We start from the raw sequence: 18,794 nt of genomic DNA, 5'->3' as shown, positions 1-18,794 counted from the left end.
CCCCCCCTCACTAGGCCCAGCGCGGCGCGTCCGGAGCAGGCCCGCAGCTCAGCCGGTGACAATCACCCGGGTGCCGGTGGGGACGCGGCTGTAGAGATCGATGATGTCCTGGTTGATCAGGCGGATGCAGCCCGAGGAAACCGATTGCCCGATGGTATAGGGCTCGAGCGTGCCGTGCAGGCGGAAATGCGTGTCCTTGCCGTTGCGATAAAGATAGAGCGCACGCGGGCCGAGCGGGTTCTTCAGCCCCGGCTCGAGACCGGCGGCGACGGGACCGTACTTTTCCGGCTGAGTCTTGATCATGTTGGCAGTCGGGGTCCAGCGCGGCCACTCGGCCTTGCGGGCGATCACCGCCGAGCCGCGGAAGTTGAGCCCCTCCTCGCGCCCGACGCCGACACCGTAGCGCATGGCGCGGCCGCCCGGCTGCACCAGGTAGAGGAAGCGCTCGGAGGTGTTGACGACGATGGTGCCCGGCTTCTCGTTGCCGGCATAATCGACTTCCTGACGCCAGAACTGCTGCGGGATCTTGCGGATATCGATGCCCGGAACCGGGAACGGCTCGTTGGTCTTCATCGAATAGTAGCTGGCCCACGGCTCATCGACCTGGATCACGTTGGTCCGCGCGGTGAGGTCGCGCTTGCCGGTGGAGGAACAGGCACTGAGCGCCAGGGCGGCGCTCCCGATCAGAAACAGGCGGCGGGTGGTCAAAACGGGTCTCGCAACAAGAGTGGCAATATCGAGGTGTCTACCAGCAAAAAGCGATGGCACTTGTCGAGTGCATTGCGGTCACACTTGTCAGCCAATGCCGATCACGGCGGCGTGTGTGCGGTCCCGCACGGGCCGACGCATGCCGGATGGGTCTCGGACCCCGCTTGACATTGCCGAACTGTCACATAAAGTGAAACCGGTTTCACTCGGCGGGAGGGCACGTGCGGCTCGATCTCACCATTCTCATTCCCCATCTCGGCTTTCTGGCCGAGGGGGCGCTATTGACGCTCGAGGCCTGCGCCCTGGCGCTCCTGGGCAGCGTCATTCTCGGCATGCTGGTCGCCATCGCGCGCACCTCGTCGAGCAAGTGGATCAGCCGGCTGGCCTTCCTCTATGTCGACCTGTTCCGCAACATCCCGTTCATCGTGCAGCTGTTCTTCTTTTATTACGGCCTGCCCGAGATCGGCATCTATATCGACGCCTTCACCACCGGGGTGATCGCGCTCTCCATCGCCGGCGGCGCCTATGCCTCCGATGCGATCCGCGCCGGCATCCTCGCCATCGACAACGGCATCCTCGAAGCGGCGGAGGTCAGTGGGCTTTCGAAGCGTGTGACCTTCACCCGCATCGTGCTGCCGATCGCGCTCAGGACCTCGGTGCGGCCGCTCGGCTCGGTGCTGATCAACATGATCCTCACCTCGTCGATCCTTTCGACCATCACGCTCAACGAACTCACCGGGCAGGCCAAGATCGTCGCGTCCGATACCTTCCGGCCGTTCGAAGTCTATGTCGTGCTGCTGGTGGTCTATGCGGCGCTGACTTACCTCGTGTCGCTCGGCATCACGCTGCTGCACCGCCGCCTCAACCGCGACCTCCAGGAACAGGTGAGCTGATGCGTTTCGCCGAGTTCACCCCTTACGACATCGTGCTGCTGCTGCAGGGCCTCGGGGTCACGGTGGGGCTTTTCCTCATCACCTCGCTGATCGGACTGGTGGTCGGCGTGCTGTGGGGCGTCGTGCGCTTCTACCGCATCCCCGTGCTGATGCAGGTGATCACCTTCGTCTCCGAGATCCTCAAGAACTCACCGGTGCTGGTGCAGCTGTTCCTGGTGTTCTTCGGCTTTCCGGCGTTCTTCCACGTCAACGTGACGCCGGTGCAGGCGGCGATCGTGACGCTCTCGGCCAATACCGCGGCTTTCGTCTACGTCATCGCCGTGTCGTCGATCGAATCCATCGGCCGCGACCAGGTCGAGGCGGCGCGGGTGTTCGGGCTCAGCCGCTGGCAGGTGCTGCGCCATGTGATTGCGCCGCAGGCCGCCGCCTTCTCGATCGGGCCGCTGACGGCGTTGCTGGTCAACCAGCTGCAGGTCACCTCGCTGATCTCGGTGATCGGCGTGCTCGACCTCGCCAAGATCGGCGCCACGCTCAACTTGAGGACGCTGAAGCCGTTCATCGTGTGGACCGCGGTCGGCATCCTCTACTATCTCGCCGCCAAGGCGGTCGCCTCGCTGGGCGCCTGGGCCGAAAAACGTCTGCGGGCGCACAGCGCCTTCCGGGGCCTCTGAAGCATGCTGAAAGTCGAAAACGTCAAGAAGGCCTTTGGCCCGGTCACCGTCCTCGACGGGGTGAACCTCACGGTGAACCCCGGTGAAGTGGTGTCGATCCTGGGCTCGTCCGGCTCGGGCAAGTCGACGCTGATCCGCTGCATCAACGGGCTCGAAAAGCTCAATGCCGGCAAGATCACCGTCGACGATTTCGATGTCAGTAAGCCCAAGGAACTGGCCGAGGCGCGCAAGCGCTCGGGCACAGTGTTCCAGCTGTTCAACCTCTACCCGCATATGACGGCGCTGCAGAACATCACGCTGGCGCCGATCGAGGTGCTGAAGCGACCCAAGGCGGAGGCCGAGGCCGAGGGCCGGGCGCTGCTTGCCCAGGTGGGCCTGGGCGATCGCGCCGATGCCTATCCGGCGCAGCTCTCGGGCGGGCAGCGGCAGCGCGTCGGCATCTGCCGGGCGCTGGCGATGAAGCCGCGCTACCTGCTGCTCGACGAAGTCACCAGCGCGCTCGACCCCGAGATGACCTCGGAAGTGCTCGACATCCTCGCCAAGCTCGCGCGGGACGGCACCACGATGGTGTTCGTCACGCACGAGATCGAGTTCGCGCGGCAGATCTCGAACCGCATCGTCTTTCTCGAGAAGGGCGTGCTGCTGGTCGACCTGCCGACCGAAAAGTTCTTCGCTAGCGATGGCGGCCTCGCACAGCCGCGCGTCGCGCAGTTTCTCTCCAAGATGCGGAAAGACTGACACCATGTTGTTCATCGCCAATGCGGAAGGCTGGCCAGGCATCCCGACGACCGTCGAGATGCTGCGCTCGGGCACCGATAGCCTGACGGCCATGGTCGCCGGCATTTCGAAGGTCGAAGCCGAGACCAAGGTGCGCAGCGTCGGCCATGGCGGCTGGCCCAACATGCTGGGCGTGATGGAGTGCGATGCCGCGGTGATGGACGGCACCACCCGCGAGGTCGGCAGCGTCGGCGCCGTGCCTGACACCATCCCGGTGGCCCGGCTCGCCCACGAAGTGATGAAGAAGCTGCCGCATGTCATGCTGACCGGCGCCGGGGCGCGTCGCTTTGCTACTGAAACCGGTTTCTCGGTTGACGATGTGCTGCTCGAGGATTCCAAACGCGTCTGGTGGGAGCGGCTCGAAAAGGAAATGACGCCGGAGCAGAAGGCGGCTTTCCCGAACACGCCACTGGCGCCGCTGCTCAAGACCATCACCGACCCGGAGCGGGTGCGCGACACCACGGTTTACCTCAGCGCCGACCCCCAGCGCGGCATCCACGCCGCGACCTCGACCTCCGGCTGGGCCTGGAAATATCCGGGCCGGCTCGGCGACAGCCCGATCCCCGGCGCCGGCTTTTACGCCGACAGCCGTTACGGCGCCGCGGCCTGCACCCATACCGGCGAGATGACGATGCGCTGTTCGACCAGCCGCACGATCGTGCTCGCCATGAAGCTCGGCTACTCGCTCAGCGATGCGGTGAAGCTGGCGGTCGACGAGCTCAATGAACTCACCGAGGGGTTCCTTGGCGGGGTGGTGATCCACGCCGTCGACGCCAAGGGCAACCACGAAGTGTTCAATTTCAGATGCCAGGGCGAGATCCGCTACTGGCTCTGGGACGACTCGATGCCGGAAGCAGAACTCCGCGCAGCGAAGACTATCTGACAAGGAGAGGAACCAACCCATGAAGCGTATCCTGACTACTATCGCCGCGCTGGCGCTCGTCGCCACCACGGCCGTCCCGGCCTTTGCCGGCATGATCGACGACATCCGTGGCCGCAACGTCGTGCGCATCGGCGTGTCGCTCGGCGGCGAGCCGATCGGCTTCCGCGACGACCAGAACAACCCGGTCGGCTACGACGTCGATGTCGCCAACATGATCGCTGCCAAGCTCGGCGTGCCGGTGGAATTCACCGACGTGTCGGGTGACGCCCGTATCTCGATGCTGGTCTCGGGCCAGCTCGACATCGTGGTCGCCAACACCTCGGCGACGCTCGAGCGCGCCAAGTCGGTGAACTTCACCATCCCGTACAACCGGGCGGGCCTGCGCATCATCGTCCAGGCCGACTCGGGCATCACCTCGCTCGAAGGCCTTGCCGGCAAGAAGATCGTCGTCGGCCGTGGCACCACCGGTGAAACCTTCATCAAGACCGCCGTGCCGACTGCCGAGCTCGTTTATGTCGACCAGTTTGCGCCCGATGGCGTGCTGCAGCTGCAGCAGAAGCGCGTCGACGCGGCGATCGAAGATTCATCGCTGCTCGACTACCTCGCCACCAAGAACCCGAGCCTCGTGACCCTGCCGGGCCTCTATTCCAACGACCCGATCGGCATTGCCGTCGCCAAGGGCGATCCGGAATTCGTGCGCTGGCTCGACATGTTCGTGTCCGATTACATCCAGTCGGGCGCCTACGCGGCGAACTACAAGAAGTGGTGGGGCGAGACCGCCAACCCGCCTGAGCTGATCGCGCTCTGGTAAGAACTGGCCGGAGCGGCGCCCTTCTCCCTTTGCCGCCGCCCCGCGCCGACTGCCGGGCCGTCCCCCAAGGCGGCCCGGAACATTTTGTGGGGGTGGTGGTGGCAGCCGCCGCCTCCACTGCTGCTCAGCACGCAGGAGTGATCACGGACGTCGCCTCCACCACGGATGTCATCCCTGCGAAAGCAGGGACCCAACTGTCAGCTGGCGCGGGCGGCGAAATGGGTCCCTGCTTTCGCAGGGATGACACCGAGTGGGAGGAGAGAGCGGAGACTCCGAATCCAACTTCCTCAGCTGGTCTTCCGCGGCACGAACCGCGTCGGGATCAGCACCGGTGGCTGACCCGGAGTGAACGCGGTGGGGTCGGCGAGGAAACGCACCATCTGGCGCACGTAATCGGCCTTGTCGTAGCCGATGGACGAGATCGGGTAGGCATCGAAATCTGTCAGCGACAGGTTATCGAAGCCATAGAGACGGAAGCGGGTCGGACGGTTGCCCGGAAAATCCTCGCGGCAGACATCGAGGATGCCCATCGCCATGGCGTCCGAGGTGCAGAACACGGCGTCGGGGCAATCGAAGCCGACCACTGCGGGCGCTGCCGCGTGCCCGCTCTGATAGGAATAGTCGCCCTGGACGGTCTGAATGAGCTCGATCCCATGCTGCCTGAACGCGCTGAGATAGGATGCGATGCGCGCCTGTTCGACCAGCGAGGAGGCGCGGCCGGTGACCAGCGCCGCGGTCTTCACCCCGTGCTGCGCCGCATCGGCGACAGCCTGGTGGATGCCCATCGCCTCGTCGGGGATCACCGTGGGCGACAGCCGGTCGTGGCGACCGTTGAGCATCACCACGAGGTCGGAACGGAACATCTTCCGCACCGTCTCGGCATCGGCGAAATCGGAGAACACCAGCGCCGCGTCGACGTGGTAGGCGACGCCCTGGCGCAGGAACTCCTCGACCTTGTCGACCGAGCCGACGCGGATCAGGATCACCTGCTTGCCGATCGCCTGGGTCTCGGCCAAGAGCCTATCGAACAGATCGAGGTCGCTCAGGTCGTGGATGTGGTTGACCACCACGGCGATCAGATTGACCGTCTTGGTGGTGAGGCTCTGCGCGAGGAGGTTGACGCGATAGCCGAGCTCGGCCGCCGCCAGCAGCACCCGCTCGCGCTTTTCCGCCGAAACCGGGCGCTTTTCGGTCGACAGCGCGCGCGACGCCACCGCACGAGACACGCCGGCGAGCGCCGCGACATCATCGATCGTGGGGGTCGCCTGCTGCCGGGCCTGTTCAACCATTATCCGTCATCGCACCTTTCGCGCGGCCCGAGTCGGCCGCGTTCGCCGAAGGTAGATGCCTGCTCGTTAGAAAGCACTCAACAGTGATGATTATCTGCTTCGATATTGGCGGTTCCGGGATCAAGGCGGCGCTGGCCCAAAACCCCTCCGAGCTGACACCGCTGGGCCGGGTGCCGACGCCGCTCGCCGATTTCGGCGCGTTCGTCGCCGCCATCCGTGCGGTCGCCGACGCGGCCGGCGCACCGACGGCAACGCCGATCGCCATCTCGATCACCGGCGTGGTCGACCCGGCCACCGACATCATCACCTGTGCCAATATCCCCTGTATCGACGGCCGCCGACTGTCGGCCGAACTCGCGGCAGAGCTGGGTCGCCCGGTGTTCGTCGCCAACGATGCCGACTGCTTCGCCCTCGCCGAAGCGATCGAGGGCGCCGGGCGCGGACACCGCATCGTCTTCGGCGCCATCCTCGGCACCGGGGTCGGCGGCGGCATCGTCATCGATGGCCGCATCGTCAACGGCGCCGGCGGCTTTGCCGGCGAGTGGGGGCATGGCCCGGTCGCCGCCACCTCGGCGGGCAACCCGCCGGTCGCCATTCCACGCTTTGCCTGCGGCTGCGGCCAGGTGGGCTGCGTCGACACCATCGGCGCGGCACGCGGCATGGAGCGGCTGCACAAGCACCTCTGCGGCATCGACCTGCCGAGCACCGCCATTGTCGAGGCCTGGCAGGCCGGCGACATCAGGGCCGCCCGCACCATCGAGGTGCAGATCGACCTGCTCGCCGGACCGCTGGCGCTGGTCATCAACGTCGTCGGGGCGAGCATCGTGCCGGTGGGCGGTGGGCTCGGCAAAGCCCCGGAATTCATCGCGCTGCTCGACACCGCCGTGCGCCAGCGCATCCTGCGCCGGCTCAGCGCGCCGCTGGTGGTACCCTCGCGACTCACGCTAGAGCCCGGCCTCGTCGGGGCCGCCATCCTCGGTTTTACGGAGAACGCCGCGTGACCAGCCGCCTGCTTGAAGTCTGCGTCGCCGATCCGCAAAGCCTGGTGGCCGCCATTGCCGGTGGCGGCGACCGGATCGAGCTCTGCTCGGGGCTCGAACTGGGCGGCCTGACACCCTCCGCTGGCCTGATGCGGCTGGCCGCAGCCGCGCCGATCCCGGTCTACGCCATCGTCCGGCCGCGCAGCGGCGATTTCGTCTGCGACGACGCTGACCTCGACGCCATGCTCGGGGATATCGATGCCATCCGCGCGGCGGGCCTTGCCGGCGTGGTGTTGGGGGCGTCGCTGCCGAATGGCGAACTCGATCTCAAGGTGCTGGCCCGGCTGCTGGACCAGGCCCAGGGGCTCGGCTCGACCCTGCATCGCGCCATCGACCTGGTGCCGGATTTCGCCGAGGCGACGGAGGCGGCAATCGCGCTGAAGTTCGAGCGCATCCTTACCTCGGGCGGCGTGCACGTGGCGCTCGATGGGGTCGACAACATCGCCACAGCACTTGCCACCGCCCGCGGCCGGATCAAGATCATGGCCGGCTCGGGGCTGACGCCCGCCAATGTCGGCGCACTGCTGGCGGCGGTGCCGGTCGACGAAGTGCACAGTTCCTGCGCCTCACCCGGCCCGGCAAGCAGCGCCCCGGCGGTGCGGCTGGGCTTTGCGGCGGAGACCCGCCGGCGCACCGACGCGCACGTGGTGCGGGCGTTCAAGGCGGCGATGGCGGGTTAGGACCGGCGCGCTCTCGCTACAACCACCGGGTCATTCCCGCGAAAGCGGGAACCTCTGTTTTGGTGCCACCTGCAAGATCGCAACCGGAGGTCCCCGCTTTCGCGGGGATGACACCGAGATTGCGTCACGGTTGGCGAGCATTCTCACCTTCAGCGCCCACTCACCCGAACAGCAAAATCCCCCACAGCCCGATGGCGCCGACGAAGATGCGCCAGTAGGCGAAGATGGCGAAGCCGTGGCGCGAGATATAGTCGAGCAGGTAGCGCACCACGAAGAAGGCGGTGACGAAGGCGGCGGCGAAGCCGATGATCACCGCGGCGCCGAGTTCGGCGGTGATGAACTCGCGGCTCTTGTAGAGGTCGTAGAGGAACGCTCCCCCCATGATCGGCATGGCGATGAAGAAGGTGAACTCGGCCGCCGAGCGCTTGTCGGTGCCCAAGAGCAGCGCGCCGACGATGGTCGAGCCGGAGCGCGACACGCCGGGGATCAGCGCCAGCATCTGGAACAGCCCGATATAGAGGCAGAGCAGCGGCGGGTAGTTGTAGATATCTGTGTACTTCGGGGTGAGCTTCAGCTGGTCGACATAGAGCAGCACGATGCCGCCGACGATCAGCGACACGCAGAACACCACCGGCGTTTCGTAGATCACCGTCTTGATGAAATCGTGCAGCAGCACGCCGGCGATCGCCGCCGGGAACGAGGCGAGAATAACCCCGAGGATGAAGCGCAGAGCCCCGGGTTTCCTCGCGATCGCGTCCTTGGCGATGCCGAGCAAGCGCTGGAAATACACCACCAGGATAGCGAGGATGGCGCCCAGTTGAATCAGCACCTCGAACACCCGGCCCGGGCTGTTGAAGCCGAGGAAGTGCCCGGCGAGCAGGATATGGGCGGTCGAGGAGACCGGTAGGAATTCGGTAAGCCCCTCGATAATCCCTAGGATCAGCGGCACAAAAAGACCTTGATCGGCGTTCATCTGATCCCCTAACTCATCCCACCGGTTGGGCGGCAAGCGTCGCATCTAGCGCGATTTGCCCGGGCCCGCCAAGGATCGGCAAGGATCGTTTCACCGCATGCCACGGTTGCTGCAGCACAGGCTCGACCCCTCCTCCCGCCTCGCCCGTCTGATGTTCGCCGAATACGGCGTCGGCATCGACCTCGAGGACATCAAGCCCTGGCGGCGTGAGCCGGGGCTGCTTGAGATCAATCCGGCGGCGACGGTGCCGATCCTCGCCGAGGACGGCGAACCGCCGGTGGTGGGGACGCTGGCGGTGATCCACGCCATCGAGGACCGCTATGTGCCGGCCGCCGTCGCCGGGCTGTTTCCGTCGCATGCGGCGCTGCGCAACGAGATGTGGCGGCTGCTGGAATGGGTGCTGGTCAAGCTCAATGACGAAGTGACGCGCTATGTGCTCGAGGAAAAGATCGTCAAGCGCGACCAGCGCGGCATGACGCCCGAGCCGGGCGTGCTGCGCGTCGCCAAGGCGAACCTCGGGGAGCACCTGCACTATTTCAACTGGCTGTTCGCCACCCGGCACTGGATTGCTGGCGACACCATGACGCTGGCCGATTTCGCGCTGGCGGCGCACCTGTCGAGCCTCGACTATCTGGGCGACGTGCAGTGGGACACCTCGCCCGAAACCCGGCAGTGGTATGCCCGGATCAAATCCCGCCCGGCCTTCCGCACCCTGCTCAACGATCGCGTCGCCGGGATGCCCGCCGCGGCCGGCTATGCAGACTTGGACTTCTAGCCTCCCCGCTGTGCTAGCCTTGTTGCACGGTGTCATTCCCGCGAAGGCGGGAACCTCGGTCTTCTTTGCGACACCGCAAACGGAGGTCCCCGCTTTCGCGGGGATGACCCTGTGAAAGCAACGCCAGATCCGGTCACTCTCCTCGCTGAACTGCGCGACCGCACCAAGACCCTCGGCTTCGAGGCGTTCGGCGTGGCGCGAGCCGATGCGCGGCCGGACCTGCCGGAAAAGCTCGGTATCGCCCTCGCCCGGGACTGGCATGGCGAGATGGCGTGGATGGCCGAGACCGCCGAGCGGCGCGGGGCGCCCGAGGCGTTATGGCCCGAGGTCAGGTCAGTGATCGTGGTCGGGATGAACTACGGGCCCGACAGCGACCCGCTGGCCGACCTCGAGCACCGCTCGCTCGGCAACATCTCGGTCTATGCCCGCAATCGGGACTATCACGACATCATCAAGGGCAAGCTCAAGGAACTGGCGGGGCTGTTGAGCCGACGCACCGGGGCCGAGGTGAAGGTGTTCGTCGACACCGCGCCGGTGATGGAAAAGCCGCTGGGCGAAGTGGCCGGCATCGGCTGGCAGGGCAAGCACACCGTGCTGGTGAGCCGCGAGTACGGTTCGTGGCTGTTCCTCGGCGCCATCTTCACCTCGGCCGAACTGCCGGCCAGCGAACCGCATGCCGAGAGCTGCGGCAATTGCCGGCGCTGTCTCGATGTCTGCCCCACCAACGCCTTCCCGGCGCCGTTCCAGCTCGATGCGCGGCGCTGCCTGAGCTACCTCAATATCGAGCATCCCGGTCCGATCCCGCTGGAGTTCCGCGCTCCGATGGGCAACCGCATCTATGGCTGCGACGATTGCCTAGCCGTCTGCCCCTGGAACAAGTTCGCCTCTGAGACGCACGAGATGAAGCTCAGGGCCCGCGACGAGCTCAAGTCCCCTGCGCTGGGCGATCTGGTGCAGCTCGACGATGCCGGTTTCCGCACGCTGTTCGCCGGCTCGCCGATCAAGCGCATCGGCCATGCGCGGTTCCTCAGGAACGTGCTGATCGCCGTCGGCAATTCCTCCGACCCGACGCTTGTCGCGCTGGCCGAAGCGCGCCTCAGCGACCCCGACCCGCTGATCCGCGGCGCAGCGGTCTGGGCGGTGCGCCGGCTTGTGACGAAAGAGCGCGCGGATGCGCTGGCGCTTGCGTTTTTGCCCGATGAAGGCGACATCAGCGTCCAGGCAGAGTGGAGCGCGGTCGTCCAGCCGGCGCGCGCAAACTAGAGTTCTATCTGAGATGCGCCTGTTCTTCTTCGGTATGGGTTATTCCTCGCGCGCCACCGCTCGCGCCCTGCACCTGTTGGCCGACCCGCAAATTCCCGTCGCCGGCACCACCCGCAGCGCCGAAGCCGCCGAGTCGGAGGCCGACTCGGCCTATCGCATCCACGTGTTCGACGGCGAGGTGCCCGGCGCGACGCTCAGCGAAGACCTGCGCCAGGCGACGCACGTGATCCTCTCGATCCCGCCCGACGAGCGCGGCGATCCGGCGCTGAACCTGCACCGTGCCGATCTCGATGCAGCGCCGAACCTCGAGTGGATCGGCTATTTCTCCACCGTCGGGGTCTATGGCGATTTCGGCGGCGAATGGATCGACGAGGACGCGCCGACCCGGCCGCTGAACATTCGCTCCAAGCAACGGGTCGAGGCCGAGCAGGCCTGGCGTGACTATGCCAGGGAGCGCGGCGTGCCGCTGTTCATCGTGCGGCTGGCCGGTATCTACGGCCCCGGCCGCTCCGCCTTCGACAAGCTGCGCGAGGGTACGGCCCGCCGCATCGTCAAACCGAACCAGGTGTTCAACCGCATCCATGTCGCCGATATCGGCCGGATCACGGCGCGCGCCGCGCTCAGCGATCTCGAGGGCACCTACAACCTTGCCGATACCGAGCCGGCGCCGCCGCAGGATCTCGTCACCTATGCCGCCCATGTGATGGGCATCGAGCCGCCGGCCGAGATCCCGTTCGAGACCGCCGAGATGACGCCGATGGCGCGGAGCTTTTACTCGGACAACAAACGCGTTTCGTCGAAGAAAGTGCTGGCGGCGCTCGGCGCGGACCTGCTCTATCCGACCTATCGCGAAGGTCTCGACGCGATCTGGAAAGGCCGGCAATGAGCGCTCCCAGGCCCGCCACCCCGCCGCAGCGCGTGGTGCTCGATGGCCGCTATGTGCGGCTCGAACCCCTGACCCTGGCGCACGCCGCCGACCTGTTCGAAGCCTCGAACGTTCCCGACGGCGACGAGCGCTTCGCCTATCTCGGCGATTATGCGCCCAAGGCACAGGCCGACACCGAGGCGTTCATCAAGAGCGCCCTCGGCAAGGCCGACCCAATGCTGTTTGCCGTTATCGACAAGTCGATCGGCAAGGCCGGCGGCCGGCAGGCGCTGATGCGCATCGTGCCGGAGCACGGCGTCATCGAAATCGGCTCGATCTACTGGGGCCCGGCGATCGCGCGCACGCCGCGCGCCACCGAGGCCCTGTACCTGTTCGCCCGCCACATCTTCGAGGACCTCGGCTATCGCCGCTTCGAGTGGAAGTGCAACGACCGGAACGAGCCGAGCAAGCGCGCCGCCAAACGCTTCGGCTTCAGCTACGAAGGGCTGTTCCGGCAACACATGATCATGAAAGGCGAGAACCGCGACACCGCCTGGTTCTCGATGCTCGACGGCGAGTGGCCGGCGAGGAAAGCCGCGTTCGAGCGCTGGCTCGATCCGGGCAATTTTGGTGCGGATGGGCAGCAGAAGACGCCGCTGCGGTTCGGCTAGTTCGACCGTTACCGACTCCCACCGGCGTCATTCCCGCGAAGGCGGGAACCTAGTGGGATGCCGCAACCATCATCGGCGCTGAGATATCCCACTGGGTCCCCGCCTTCGCGGGGATGACATCATGGGGGTGGCGATGATTGAGCGCCACGACCGGCCCGGGTGGGCCGCCCCTAAAGCCCCAACTCCAGTTGCTCGGGCGGCACGGTGATTTCGCGTTCCACCGCAGCCTTCAGCAGCTCGAGATCCTCGGGCCGGCTCAGCCGATGGTCGCCATCGGGAATGAGGGTGAAGGTCACCGGGTCGGTGAGCAGGTGCTGCACCAGCCGCATGGCGTGCTCGCGCGGCACATCGGGATCCTTGCCGCCCTGCAGGATGGTGACCGGCGCGCCGACATCGATGCCGCGACCGAACATCAGGTGATGCTGGTTGCCGTCCTCGATCAGCTTGGCCGTATAGGGATAGGGCTCGTCGGAATATTGCGACGGCCGCTGCACGACGCCGTCGCGCTGCAGCGCCGCCAGTTGCGCCTTGGTCATGCGCTTGGTCATCAGTTCGGCCGTCGCATCCACGGCGGGGGCGATCAGCACCAGCGCCTTCACCCGGTCGCCCTCGCCCCGCCGGCGCAGTTCGCGCGCCATCAGCAGCGCCAGCCAGCCGCCGAGCGAGGAGCCGACAATCACCTGCGGGCCGGAAGTGGTGGCGAACACCGCGAGCGACTCCTCGAGCCAGCGACTCACCGTGCCATCGAGGAAATCGCCGCCCGACAGGCCGTTGCCGGAATGATCGAAGCGGGTGACGGCAAGGCCCTGCTCGGCGCCGAAGGCGTCGAGCGCCGAGGCCTTGGTGCCACCCATGTCGGAGCGGTAACCGTTGAGCCAGAAGATGCCGGGAGATTTGCCCGGCCGGCGCAGCATGGCGATGCGGCGCGCCTCAAGACCCTCACCCACCTCCAGATAGTCAACCGCAGGTTCCACGCGTCCCCGACTCCATCTGCCTGTGCCGGCCTTTTGCCTCGCGTTAGCCTTCACGGCAACAGTTTGTCATCAAACCGCGCCTCACTGCTGTTTCTTGTCTGTTCCGGTGTTGACTTATGGTCGTCGCAGCACGATTTTAGCCGCGATTTCCCGCCGCTCCGGTAACAATCGAAGGATCGCCTCCCATTCGTCGTCCCATGAGACCCGTCGCGCCCCAGAAAGATGGGCCGCAATCTAACGAAGATATCTCCTCCCCCGATGTCCAGCTGATTGATGCCGAAGGCGCCAACCGTGGCGTCGTGCGGACGCGCGAGGCGTTGTCCGAGGCGCAGGAGCAGGGACTCGATCTCGTCATCATTTCCCCGAACTCGGTGCCGCCCGTCGCCAAGATGCTCGATCTTGGGCGCTTCAAATACGCTGCCCAGAAGAAGGCCGCCGAAGCGCGCAAGAAGCAGAAGGTCATCGAGGTCAAGGAAATCCAGCTGCGTCCGAACATCGACACGCACGATTACGAGACCAAGATGAAAGCGGTGCACCGCTTCCTCGAAGACGGGGACCGGGTGAAGGTGACGATGCGCTTCCGCGGCCGCGAGATGGCGCACCAGGAACTGGGCATGCAACTGCTGATCAAGGTGCAGGCCGAGCTCGAAGCCAAGGCGAAGGTCGAATCCTCGCCGCGCTCCGAAGGCCGCCAGATGGTGATGGTGCTGGCGCCGAAGTAAGGGCGACAGCGACATGAGGTTAGCAAGGGCGGCCCGCGGGTCGCCCTTTGTTTTTGGTGCTGTGCTTGTTGCCCACCCCCTCCCGGCCTCCCCCATCAAAGGGGAGGTGAAGGGTCGAGCGTGTGTCTTCGCTGGTACCCATGCACCGCCCACACCTCCCCTTTGATGGGGGAGGCCGGGAGGGGGTGGGGCAGGAAACTACGGTGCTCCCCGCCGCCCCACCGCCCCAGCCAGCGCCACCAGCAGCCAGCCGACGATCAGCCCGCCACCACCGAGCGGAGCGGCCAGCGGGAACAGCGCCCCGCCGAGCAGCGAGCGCGCCACGAGATCGCCGGCGAACAGCACCAGCCCGAGCAGCAGCACGATGCCCGCGGCCAGGGTTACCCGGCTCGCCGCCATGAGACTCAGCCCGATCAGCGCGGGCGCGTGGAGCAGCAGGAAGTTCGCAGCGATGCCGAGAGTGTCATCGCCGGCATGGCTGGCGCGGGCCGCGGCGGCGACGCCGAGCGCCCCGCAAAGGCCGGCTGCCACCAGCAGCAGGCGAGACGCGAGGGCGGGGTTCGACATTGGATGCTCCAGGCTGACCACAGAATCTCGGCGCGCGCGCGCCGATGCCGAAGATTCTACTTGCACTCGGGCGCCGGAGGGAACATGTCCTCGCCTGACCGTACCCACAGGTACGGAGCCCATTGCGGCGCTCGCTTCGAACTCCTCCCGACTCCTGCCCGGCCGTGCGTTCGATCCCGATCGAGCCACCGCGCCTGTCTGGAGTTCCTTTGATGACTACCGTCGCCGTGTCGTCCGGCACCGTGCCTGCCAATCCGCGTTCCCGCGTGATCCTGGCGAGCCTCGTCGGCACGACCATCGAGTTCTACGATTTCTACATCTATGCCACCGCCGCCGTGCTGGTGTTCCCGCATCTGTTCTTCCCCGCCGGCAACGAGACCACGGCGCTGCTCGCCTCGTTCGCGGTGTTCGGCGCCGCCATGGTGGCGCGGCCGCTCGGGGCGATCTTCTTCGGTCACCTGGGCGACCGGGCCGGCCGCAAAGTGACGCTGGTGGGCTCGCTTCTCACCATGGGTATCGCCACCTTCCTGATCGGCGTACTGCCGACCTACGAGATGACCGGCTGGATCGCCACAGCACTGCTGGTGCTGCTGCGCGTGGCGCAGGGTTTTGCGCTGGGCGGCGAATGGAGCGGTGCGGCGCTGGTTGCCACCGAAAATGCCCCCAAGGGCAAGCGCGCGATTTTTGGCACCTTCCCGCAACTGGGTGCGCCGATCGGCTTCATCATCGCCAACGGGCTGTTCCTGATCATCGCCGCCTTGCTGCCGTCCGACGATCCGTCGCGCCCCTCCACCGCCTTCCTCGACTGGGGCTGGCGCATCCCGTTCCTGTTCAGCGTGGTGATGGTGGCAGTGGGTCTGTGGGTCCGGCTCAACCTCGTCGAGAGCGCCGCGTTCGAGAAGACCAGGACTGCCGGCAAGCTGCAGAAGCTGCCGCTGGCTGCGGCGTTCCGCACGCACTGGAAGGCGCTGATCCTGGGCACCTTCTACATGCTCGCCACCTATGTGCTGTTCTATCTGATGACGACGTTCTCGTTGAGCTTCGGCCGCGCCGCCGTCGACGCTGCGGTTCCCGGCCTCGGCTACAGCTACAACACGTTCGTTCTGATGATGATCGTCGGCGTGGTGTTCTTCGGCATCTTCACCCTGGTCTCCGGCCCCTGGGCCGATCGCTGGGGACGCCGCAGGACGCTGATCGGGGTGACGCTCGGCATCGTGGTGTTCGGGCTCTGCTGGGTGCCGCTGCTGTCGGCCGGCTTCGTCGGCGTGATGGCCTGGCTGATCCTCGGCTTTACCCTGATGGGGATGACCTTCGGCCCGATGGGGGCGCTGCTGCCCGAGCTGTTTCCGGCCAACGTGCGCTACACCGGCTCGGGCATCTCCTACAACGTCTCGTCGATTCTCGGCGCCGCGGTCGCGCCGTTCATCGCGGTGGCGCTGTGGAGTCTCGGCGCCGGCAGCCCGTTCTGGGTCGGCGTCTATCTCAGCGCCATGGCGGTGCTGACGCTGATCGCGCTGCTGCTCGGCAAGGAGACCAAGGACGTCGACATCGACGCCTAGAAAACTGGGGCAACCGTCCCTCCATCGCCCAGTCGCCGCAACAACGACGCGCAGCAGAAAGGCCGGGGATCGCTCCCCGGCCTTTGTCATGTTTGGTGCGAAGGGCTCACGCCGCCAGCTTCAGCCAGGTCGGGGCGATGGCAGTGCCCTGGCCGAGGCCGTAGCCGAAGCGGATGTTGAGCATGCCGACCGGCTCGACCAGGCGGGCGCCATCGAGGCCGCCGACCCTTTCGACTGCAAAGCCCGAAGCGGTGACCAGCTCGGCAACGGCATCGACCGCGGCGGCGTCATTGCCGGCGAGGAAGACCGGGACGTTCTGGGTGGCGCTGACCGGGGTGTCGAACAGGCTGGCGAAGATGGTGTTGTAGCCCTTGACCACCTTGGCCGAGGGGGCGGCCGCCTGCAGCTCTTCAGCGGCGGACGTGGTGTGGCCGATAGCGAGACCGGAGAAGTCCGCCTTCACCGGGTTGGAGATGTCGACGACGATCTTGCCGCTCAGCGGCAGCTTGCCGGCGAGTTCCAGCGCCGCGCCATAAGGCAGCGCCAGGACGACGATGTCGGCGGCGAGCACAGCGTTCTTGTAGTCGGTTACCGAGGCGCCGACCGAGGTGGCGAACTCGGCGGCAGCGGCCGGGTTGGAGGCCCCGAGCACCAGCTGCGTCTTGCCAGCGAGACGCTTGGCGAGACCCTTGCCCATGTTGCCGAGGCCGAGAATTGCGGTGGTGGTCATTTCGAAAGCTCCATCCTGCGATTGCGATGACCTCTATCTACGCGTCGACAGAGAGGTATAGAATTGCCGCCGATTGCGCTTCACTGTTGCGCTGGAGTATCGAATGGCAGAGCTCACCAACCTCGAAACCTTCGTCGCGGCGGTCAAATCCGGCAGCTTTGCCGGGGCGGCGCGGCTCCTCGGCATCTCGCCGGCGATGGTCGGTCGCCGCATCCAGGCGCTGGAGGAGGATCACGGCGCCCGGCTGATCGAGCGCACGACGCGGGCGCAGCGGCTGACCGAGCTGGGCGAGAGTTTCTTTGCCCAGGCGGAGACCGTGCTCGAGGCGGTGGCCGAGCTCGACGATCTCACCCGCACCGAGCCGGGGAAGCTTTCGGGCCGCATCCGCGCCACCGGGCCGGCGACGCTCGGCATCCACCGATTGGCCGGCATCGTCGCGCGGTTCTGCGAGGACAATCCTGCCGTGACGGTGGAGCTCAGCCTCAACGACCGCCGCGCCGACCTGATCGCCGAAGGTTTTGACGTCGCCATCCGGGTGGGCGAACTGCAAGCCTCGACGATGATCGCGCGCCGGATCGGCACCTACCGCTTCCGCTGCGTCGCCTCACCCGGTTACGAAGCGGCGTTCGGGTTGCCGGCGACCCCGGACGAGCTGAGGCAGCACCGCTGCATCCTCAATCTCAATATGAGCCCGCGCAACCGCTGGCCATTCATCGGCCCGGGCGGCGCCTCGGTGATTGCCGAGGTCGAGGGTGGACTGCAGATCGACAATGGCGAGGCGCAACTGGCGGCGGCGCTGGAAGGCGCGGGCATCGTCTACCTGCCGGTCGACCTCGTCACCGAGCCGCTGCGCTCCGGCCAGCTGGTCGAGGTGCTGCCGCACTGGCAACGCATGACGCTGCCGATCCACCTGGTCTATCCGTCGCGGCGGCTGGTGCCGCGCCGGTTGAGCGCCTTCATGGAAGCCATCGCCGGCGGCCTCAAGGACACCGCGGCCTGAGCCAATATTGTTCTCCTCGGCAGATTAACTGTCTTCGGTAACCACATCGGCATCTAACCGGGCGCAATACTGGTTAGACCCGGAGCATTATCGTAAAATGCGACAATGCAAGTGGCAGTCAGTACCGTGTCGGCGTCCGACTACCTTCGGGACATCCTCGATCGCGAGATGATCACGCGCGAAGCGATGGCCGAACTGACGCGCGTCGAGAGCAAGATCACCGCACTCTGCCGGGCCTGGGGCAGCCACCACATCGTTGACATCACGCCGGGCGGCGGCTTCGAGAAATCGATGGCTAACTGCAGCGGTGTCAGCATCGATTACGTGGTGTGGATCCACGCCCAGTCGGAGCGCCGCATCCCCGACATCTACGAGTCGATGTTCTCCGCATTCCAGCGGCTGGGCCTCGCACCGGTCCGCCGGGACGTGACGCTGGCGCTCAACCTCGGGCCCATGGTCGTCGACCTGCTGCCGGCCAAACGGCTGTCGATGATCTCGGACATCCACGAGATCTACTCAACCCGCCGGGCCGCTGCGATCACCACGAACCTGCACCAGCACGTGCTCGACAGCCACGACGCCGGCTGGCACGACGAGGTCCGGATCCTCAAACTCTGGCGCGACCAGAACGGGCTGGACTTCCCATCCTACTATCTTGAGCTCGCGACGCTTGCTGCGCTGCGCCGTCGTCCGGCCGGAGCGCTGGCGGACAATGTCTGGGCGGCGCTCGGCTTTTTCGAGCGCCTGCTGGTGCCGCGAGCCATGCTCGATCCGGCAAACGCCGCCAACATCGTCTCGGACGAACTGACCGCCGCGCAGAAGCGCTCCATCGCACTCGCCGCCGCCGCCGCCCGCAGCGGCCGGCCGTGGTCGGAGATCGTGCGGTAAGGCTGGCAACGCTGCCTTAAGTCACAACACGCTATGATGGCCTCTCACCTCTCGG

The 18,794-nt window shown here is 66.3% G+C and carries 21 protein-coding genes; 15 read left to right on the top strand and 6 right to left on the bottom strand.

Features of this window, described 5'->3' with window-relative positions; translation table 11 throughout:
- Positions 1–48: 48 nt before the first annotated feature.
- Positions 49–708, bottom strand: a complete 660-nt coding sequence (locus tag AC1ROK_RS04575) for a L,D-transpeptidase (protein ID WP_492844262.1) — start codon at positions 706–708, stop codon at positions 49–51.
- Positions 709–929: 221 nt separating this feature from the next.
- Here AC1ROK_RS04575 and AC1ROK_RS04570 point away from each other — a divergent pair, with 221 nt between their 5' ends.
- Genes AC1ROK_RS04570 through AC1ROK_RS04550 form a run of 5 tightly spaced genes read left to right on the top strand, consistent with a single transcriptional unit; the run spans position 930 to position 4,743 of the window.
- The gene (locus tag AC1ROK_RS04570) at positions 930–1,601 is read left to right on the top strand and encodes an amino acid ABC transporter permease (RefSeq protein WP_492844260.1); all 672 of its coding nucleotides are present in this window, start codon (positions 930–932) and stop codon (positions 1,599–1,601) included.
- Positions 1,601–2,272 (top strand): amino acid ABC transporter permease, encoded by a 672-nt coding sequence (locus AC1ROK_RS04565; protein ID WP_492844257.1) that lies wholly within the window; start codon positions 1,601–1,603, stop codon positions 2,270–2,272. Before AC1ROK_RS04570 ends, AC1ROK_RS04565 begins: the two co-directional genes overlap by 1 nt.
- A gap of 3 nt (positions 2,273–2,275) precedes the next feature.
- Complete coding sequence (locus AC1ROK_RS04560; RefSeq protein WP_492844255.1) at positions 2,276–3,010, top strand: amino acid ABC transporter ATP-binding protein; 735 nt, start codon at positions 2,276–2,278, stop codon at positions 3,008–3,010.
- Between the two features lie 4 nt (positions 3,011–3,014).
- Positions 3,015–3,932 carry an isoaspartyl peptidase/L-asparaginase gene (locus AC1ROK_RS04555; protein WP_492844253.1) on the top strand — a complete coding sequence of 306 codons (918 nt, stop codon included), beginning with the start codon at positions 3,015–3,017 and terminating at the stop codon, positions 3,930–3,932.
- Positions 3,933–3,951: 19 nt separating this feature from the next.
- Complete coding sequence (locus AC1ROK_RS04550) at positions 3,952–4,743, top strand: transporter substrate-binding domain-containing protein (protein WP_492844251.1); 792 nt, start codon at positions 3,952–3,954, stop codon at positions 4,741–4,743.
- Positions 4,744–5,030: 287 nt separating this feature from the next.
- Here the strand turns inward: AC1ROK_RS04550 and AC1ROK_RS04545 are convergent, their stop codons facing one another.
- Positions 5,031–6,032, bottom strand: a complete 1,002-nt coding sequence (locus AC1ROK_RS04545; RefSeq protein WP_492844249.1) for a LacI family DNA-binding transcriptional regulator — start codon at positions 6,030–6,032, stop codon at positions 5,031–5,033.
- An 86-nt stretch (positions 6,033–6,118) separates the two neighbouring features.
- On the opposite strand from AC1ROK_RS04545, the gene AC1ROK_RS04540 reads away from it, so the two are divergent.
- Both AC1ROK_RS04540 and AC1ROK_RS04535 read left to right on the top strand, forming a co-directional pair.
- Complete coding sequence (locus tag AC1ROK_RS04540) at positions 6,119–7,033, top strand: ROK family protein (RefSeq protein ID WP_492844686.1); 915 nt, start codon at positions 6,119–6,121, stop codon at positions 7,031–7,033.
- Positions 7,030–7,752, top strand: coding sequence for a copper homeostasis protein CutC (locus AC1ROK_RS04535; protein WP_492844247.1), 723 nt, complete (start codon positions 7,030–7,032; stop codon positions 7,750–7,752). The genes AC1ROK_RS04540 and AC1ROK_RS04535 overlap by 4 nt, the downstream gene beginning before the upstream one ends.
- A 160-nt stretch (positions 7,753–7,912) precedes the next feature.
- On the opposite strand, the gene AC1ROK_RS04530 is transcribed toward AC1ROK_RS04535, so the two are convergent.
- Positions 7,913–8,725, bottom strand: a complete 813-nt coding sequence (locus AC1ROK_RS04530; RefSeq protein WP_492844245.1) for an undecaprenyl-diphosphate phosphatase — start codon at positions 8,723–8,725, stop codon at positions 7,913–7,915.
- Positions 8,726–8,822: 97 nt separating this feature from the next.
- Here AC1ROK_RS04530 and AC1ROK_RS04525 point away from each other — a divergent pair, with 97 nt between their 5' ends.
- From AC1ROK_RS04525 to AC1ROK_RS04510, 4 genes are all read left to right on the top strand, one after another.
- Positions 8,823–9,500, top strand: coding sequence for a glutathione S-transferase family protein (locus tag AC1ROK_RS04525; protein ID WP_492844244.1), 678 nt, complete (start codon positions 8,823–8,825; stop codon positions 9,498–9,500).
- Between the two features lie 111 nt (positions 9,501–9,611).
- Complete coding sequence (gene queG / locus AC1ROK_RS04520; protein ID WP_492844242.1) at positions 9,612–10,763, top strand: tRNA epoxyqueuosine(34) reductase QueG; 1,152 nt, start codon at positions 9,612–9,614, stop codon at positions 10,761–10,763.
- 13 nt (positions 10,764–10,776) lie between these two features.
- Positions 10,777–11,649, top strand: coding sequence for an SDR family oxidoreductase (locus AC1ROK_RS04515; protein ID WP_492844240.1), 873 nt, complete (start codon positions 10,777–10,779; stop codon positions 11,647–11,649).
- Positions 11,646–12,299 (top strand): GNAT family N-acetyltransferase, encoded by a 654-nt coding sequence (locus AC1ROK_RS04510; RefSeq protein ID WP_492844238.1) that lies wholly within the window; start codon positions 11,646–11,648, stop codon positions 12,297–12,299. Before AC1ROK_RS04515 ends, AC1ROK_RS04510 begins: the two co-directional genes overlap by 4 nt.
- Before the next feature lie 170 nt (positions 12,300–12,469).
- Here the strand turns inward: AC1ROK_RS04510 and AC1ROK_RS04505 are convergent, their stop codons facing one another.
- Positions 12,470–13,273: an alpha/beta hydrolase gene (locus AC1ROK_RS04505; protein ID WP_492844236.1), complete on the bottom strand. Its 804-nt coding sequence runs from the start codon at positions 13,271–13,273 to the stop codon at positions 12,470–12,472.
- 185 nt (positions 13,274–13,458) lie between these two features.
- On the opposite strand from AC1ROK_RS04505, the gene infC reads away from it, so the two are divergent.
- The gene (infC, locus tag AC1ROK_RS04500; RefSeq protein ID WP_492844684.1) at positions 13,459–13,995 is read left to right on the top strand and encodes a translation initiation factor IF-3; all 537 of its coding nucleotides are present in this window, start codon (positions 13,459–13,461) and stop codon (positions 13,993–13,995) included.
- A gap of 198 nt (positions 13,996–14,193) precedes the next feature.
- Here the strand turns inward: infC and AC1ROK_RS04495 are convergent, their stop codons facing one another.
- Positions 14,194–14,562, bottom strand: coding sequence for a DUF423 domain-containing protein (locus tag AC1ROK_RS04495; protein WP_492844232.1), 369 nt, complete (start codon positions 14,560–14,562; stop codon positions 14,194–14,196).
- A gap of 212 nt (positions 14,563–14,774) precedes the next feature.
- Here AC1ROK_RS04495 and AC1ROK_RS04490 point away from each other — a divergent pair, with 212 nt between their 5' ends.
- A complete protein-coding gene (locus AC1ROK_RS04490; RefSeq protein WP_492844230.1) occupies positions 14,775–16,121 on the top strand; it encodes an MFS transporter in 1,347 nt (448 codons plus the stop codon).
- Positions 16,122–16,227: 106 nt separating this feature from the next.
- Here the strand turns inward: AC1ROK_RS04490 and AC1ROK_RS04485 are convergent, their stop codons facing one another.
- The gene (locus tag AC1ROK_RS04485) at positions 16,228–16,851 is read right to left on the bottom strand and encodes an NADPH-dependent F420 reductase (protein ID WP_492844228.1); all 624 of its coding nucleotides are present in this window, start codon (positions 16,849–16,851) and stop codon (positions 16,228–16,230) included.
- A 103-nt stretch (positions 16,852–16,954) separates the two neighbouring features.
- Here AC1ROK_RS04485 and AC1ROK_RS04480 point away from each other — a divergent pair, with 103 nt between their 5' ends.
- Entirely contained in the window at positions 16,955–17,851 is an 897-nt protein-coding gene (locus tag AC1ROK_RS04480) for a LysR family transcriptional regulator (RefSeq protein WP_492844226.1), read from the top strand.
- A 111-nt stretch (positions 17,852–17,962) separates the two neighbouring features.
- Complete coding sequence (locus tag AC1ROK_RS04475) at positions 17,963–18,739, top strand: hypothetical protein (RefSeq protein WP_492844224.1); 777 nt, start codon at positions 17,963–17,965, stop codon at positions 18,737–18,739.
- The last annotated feature ends 55 nt before the right edge of the window (positions 18,740–18,794 follow it).

It is taken from the genome of Devosia sp. GW821-FHT12F11 (assembly GCF_058806655.1).
Note: the sequence above shows the minus strand (reverse complement) of the source record. Positions and strands in the feature narration are given on the sequence as shown.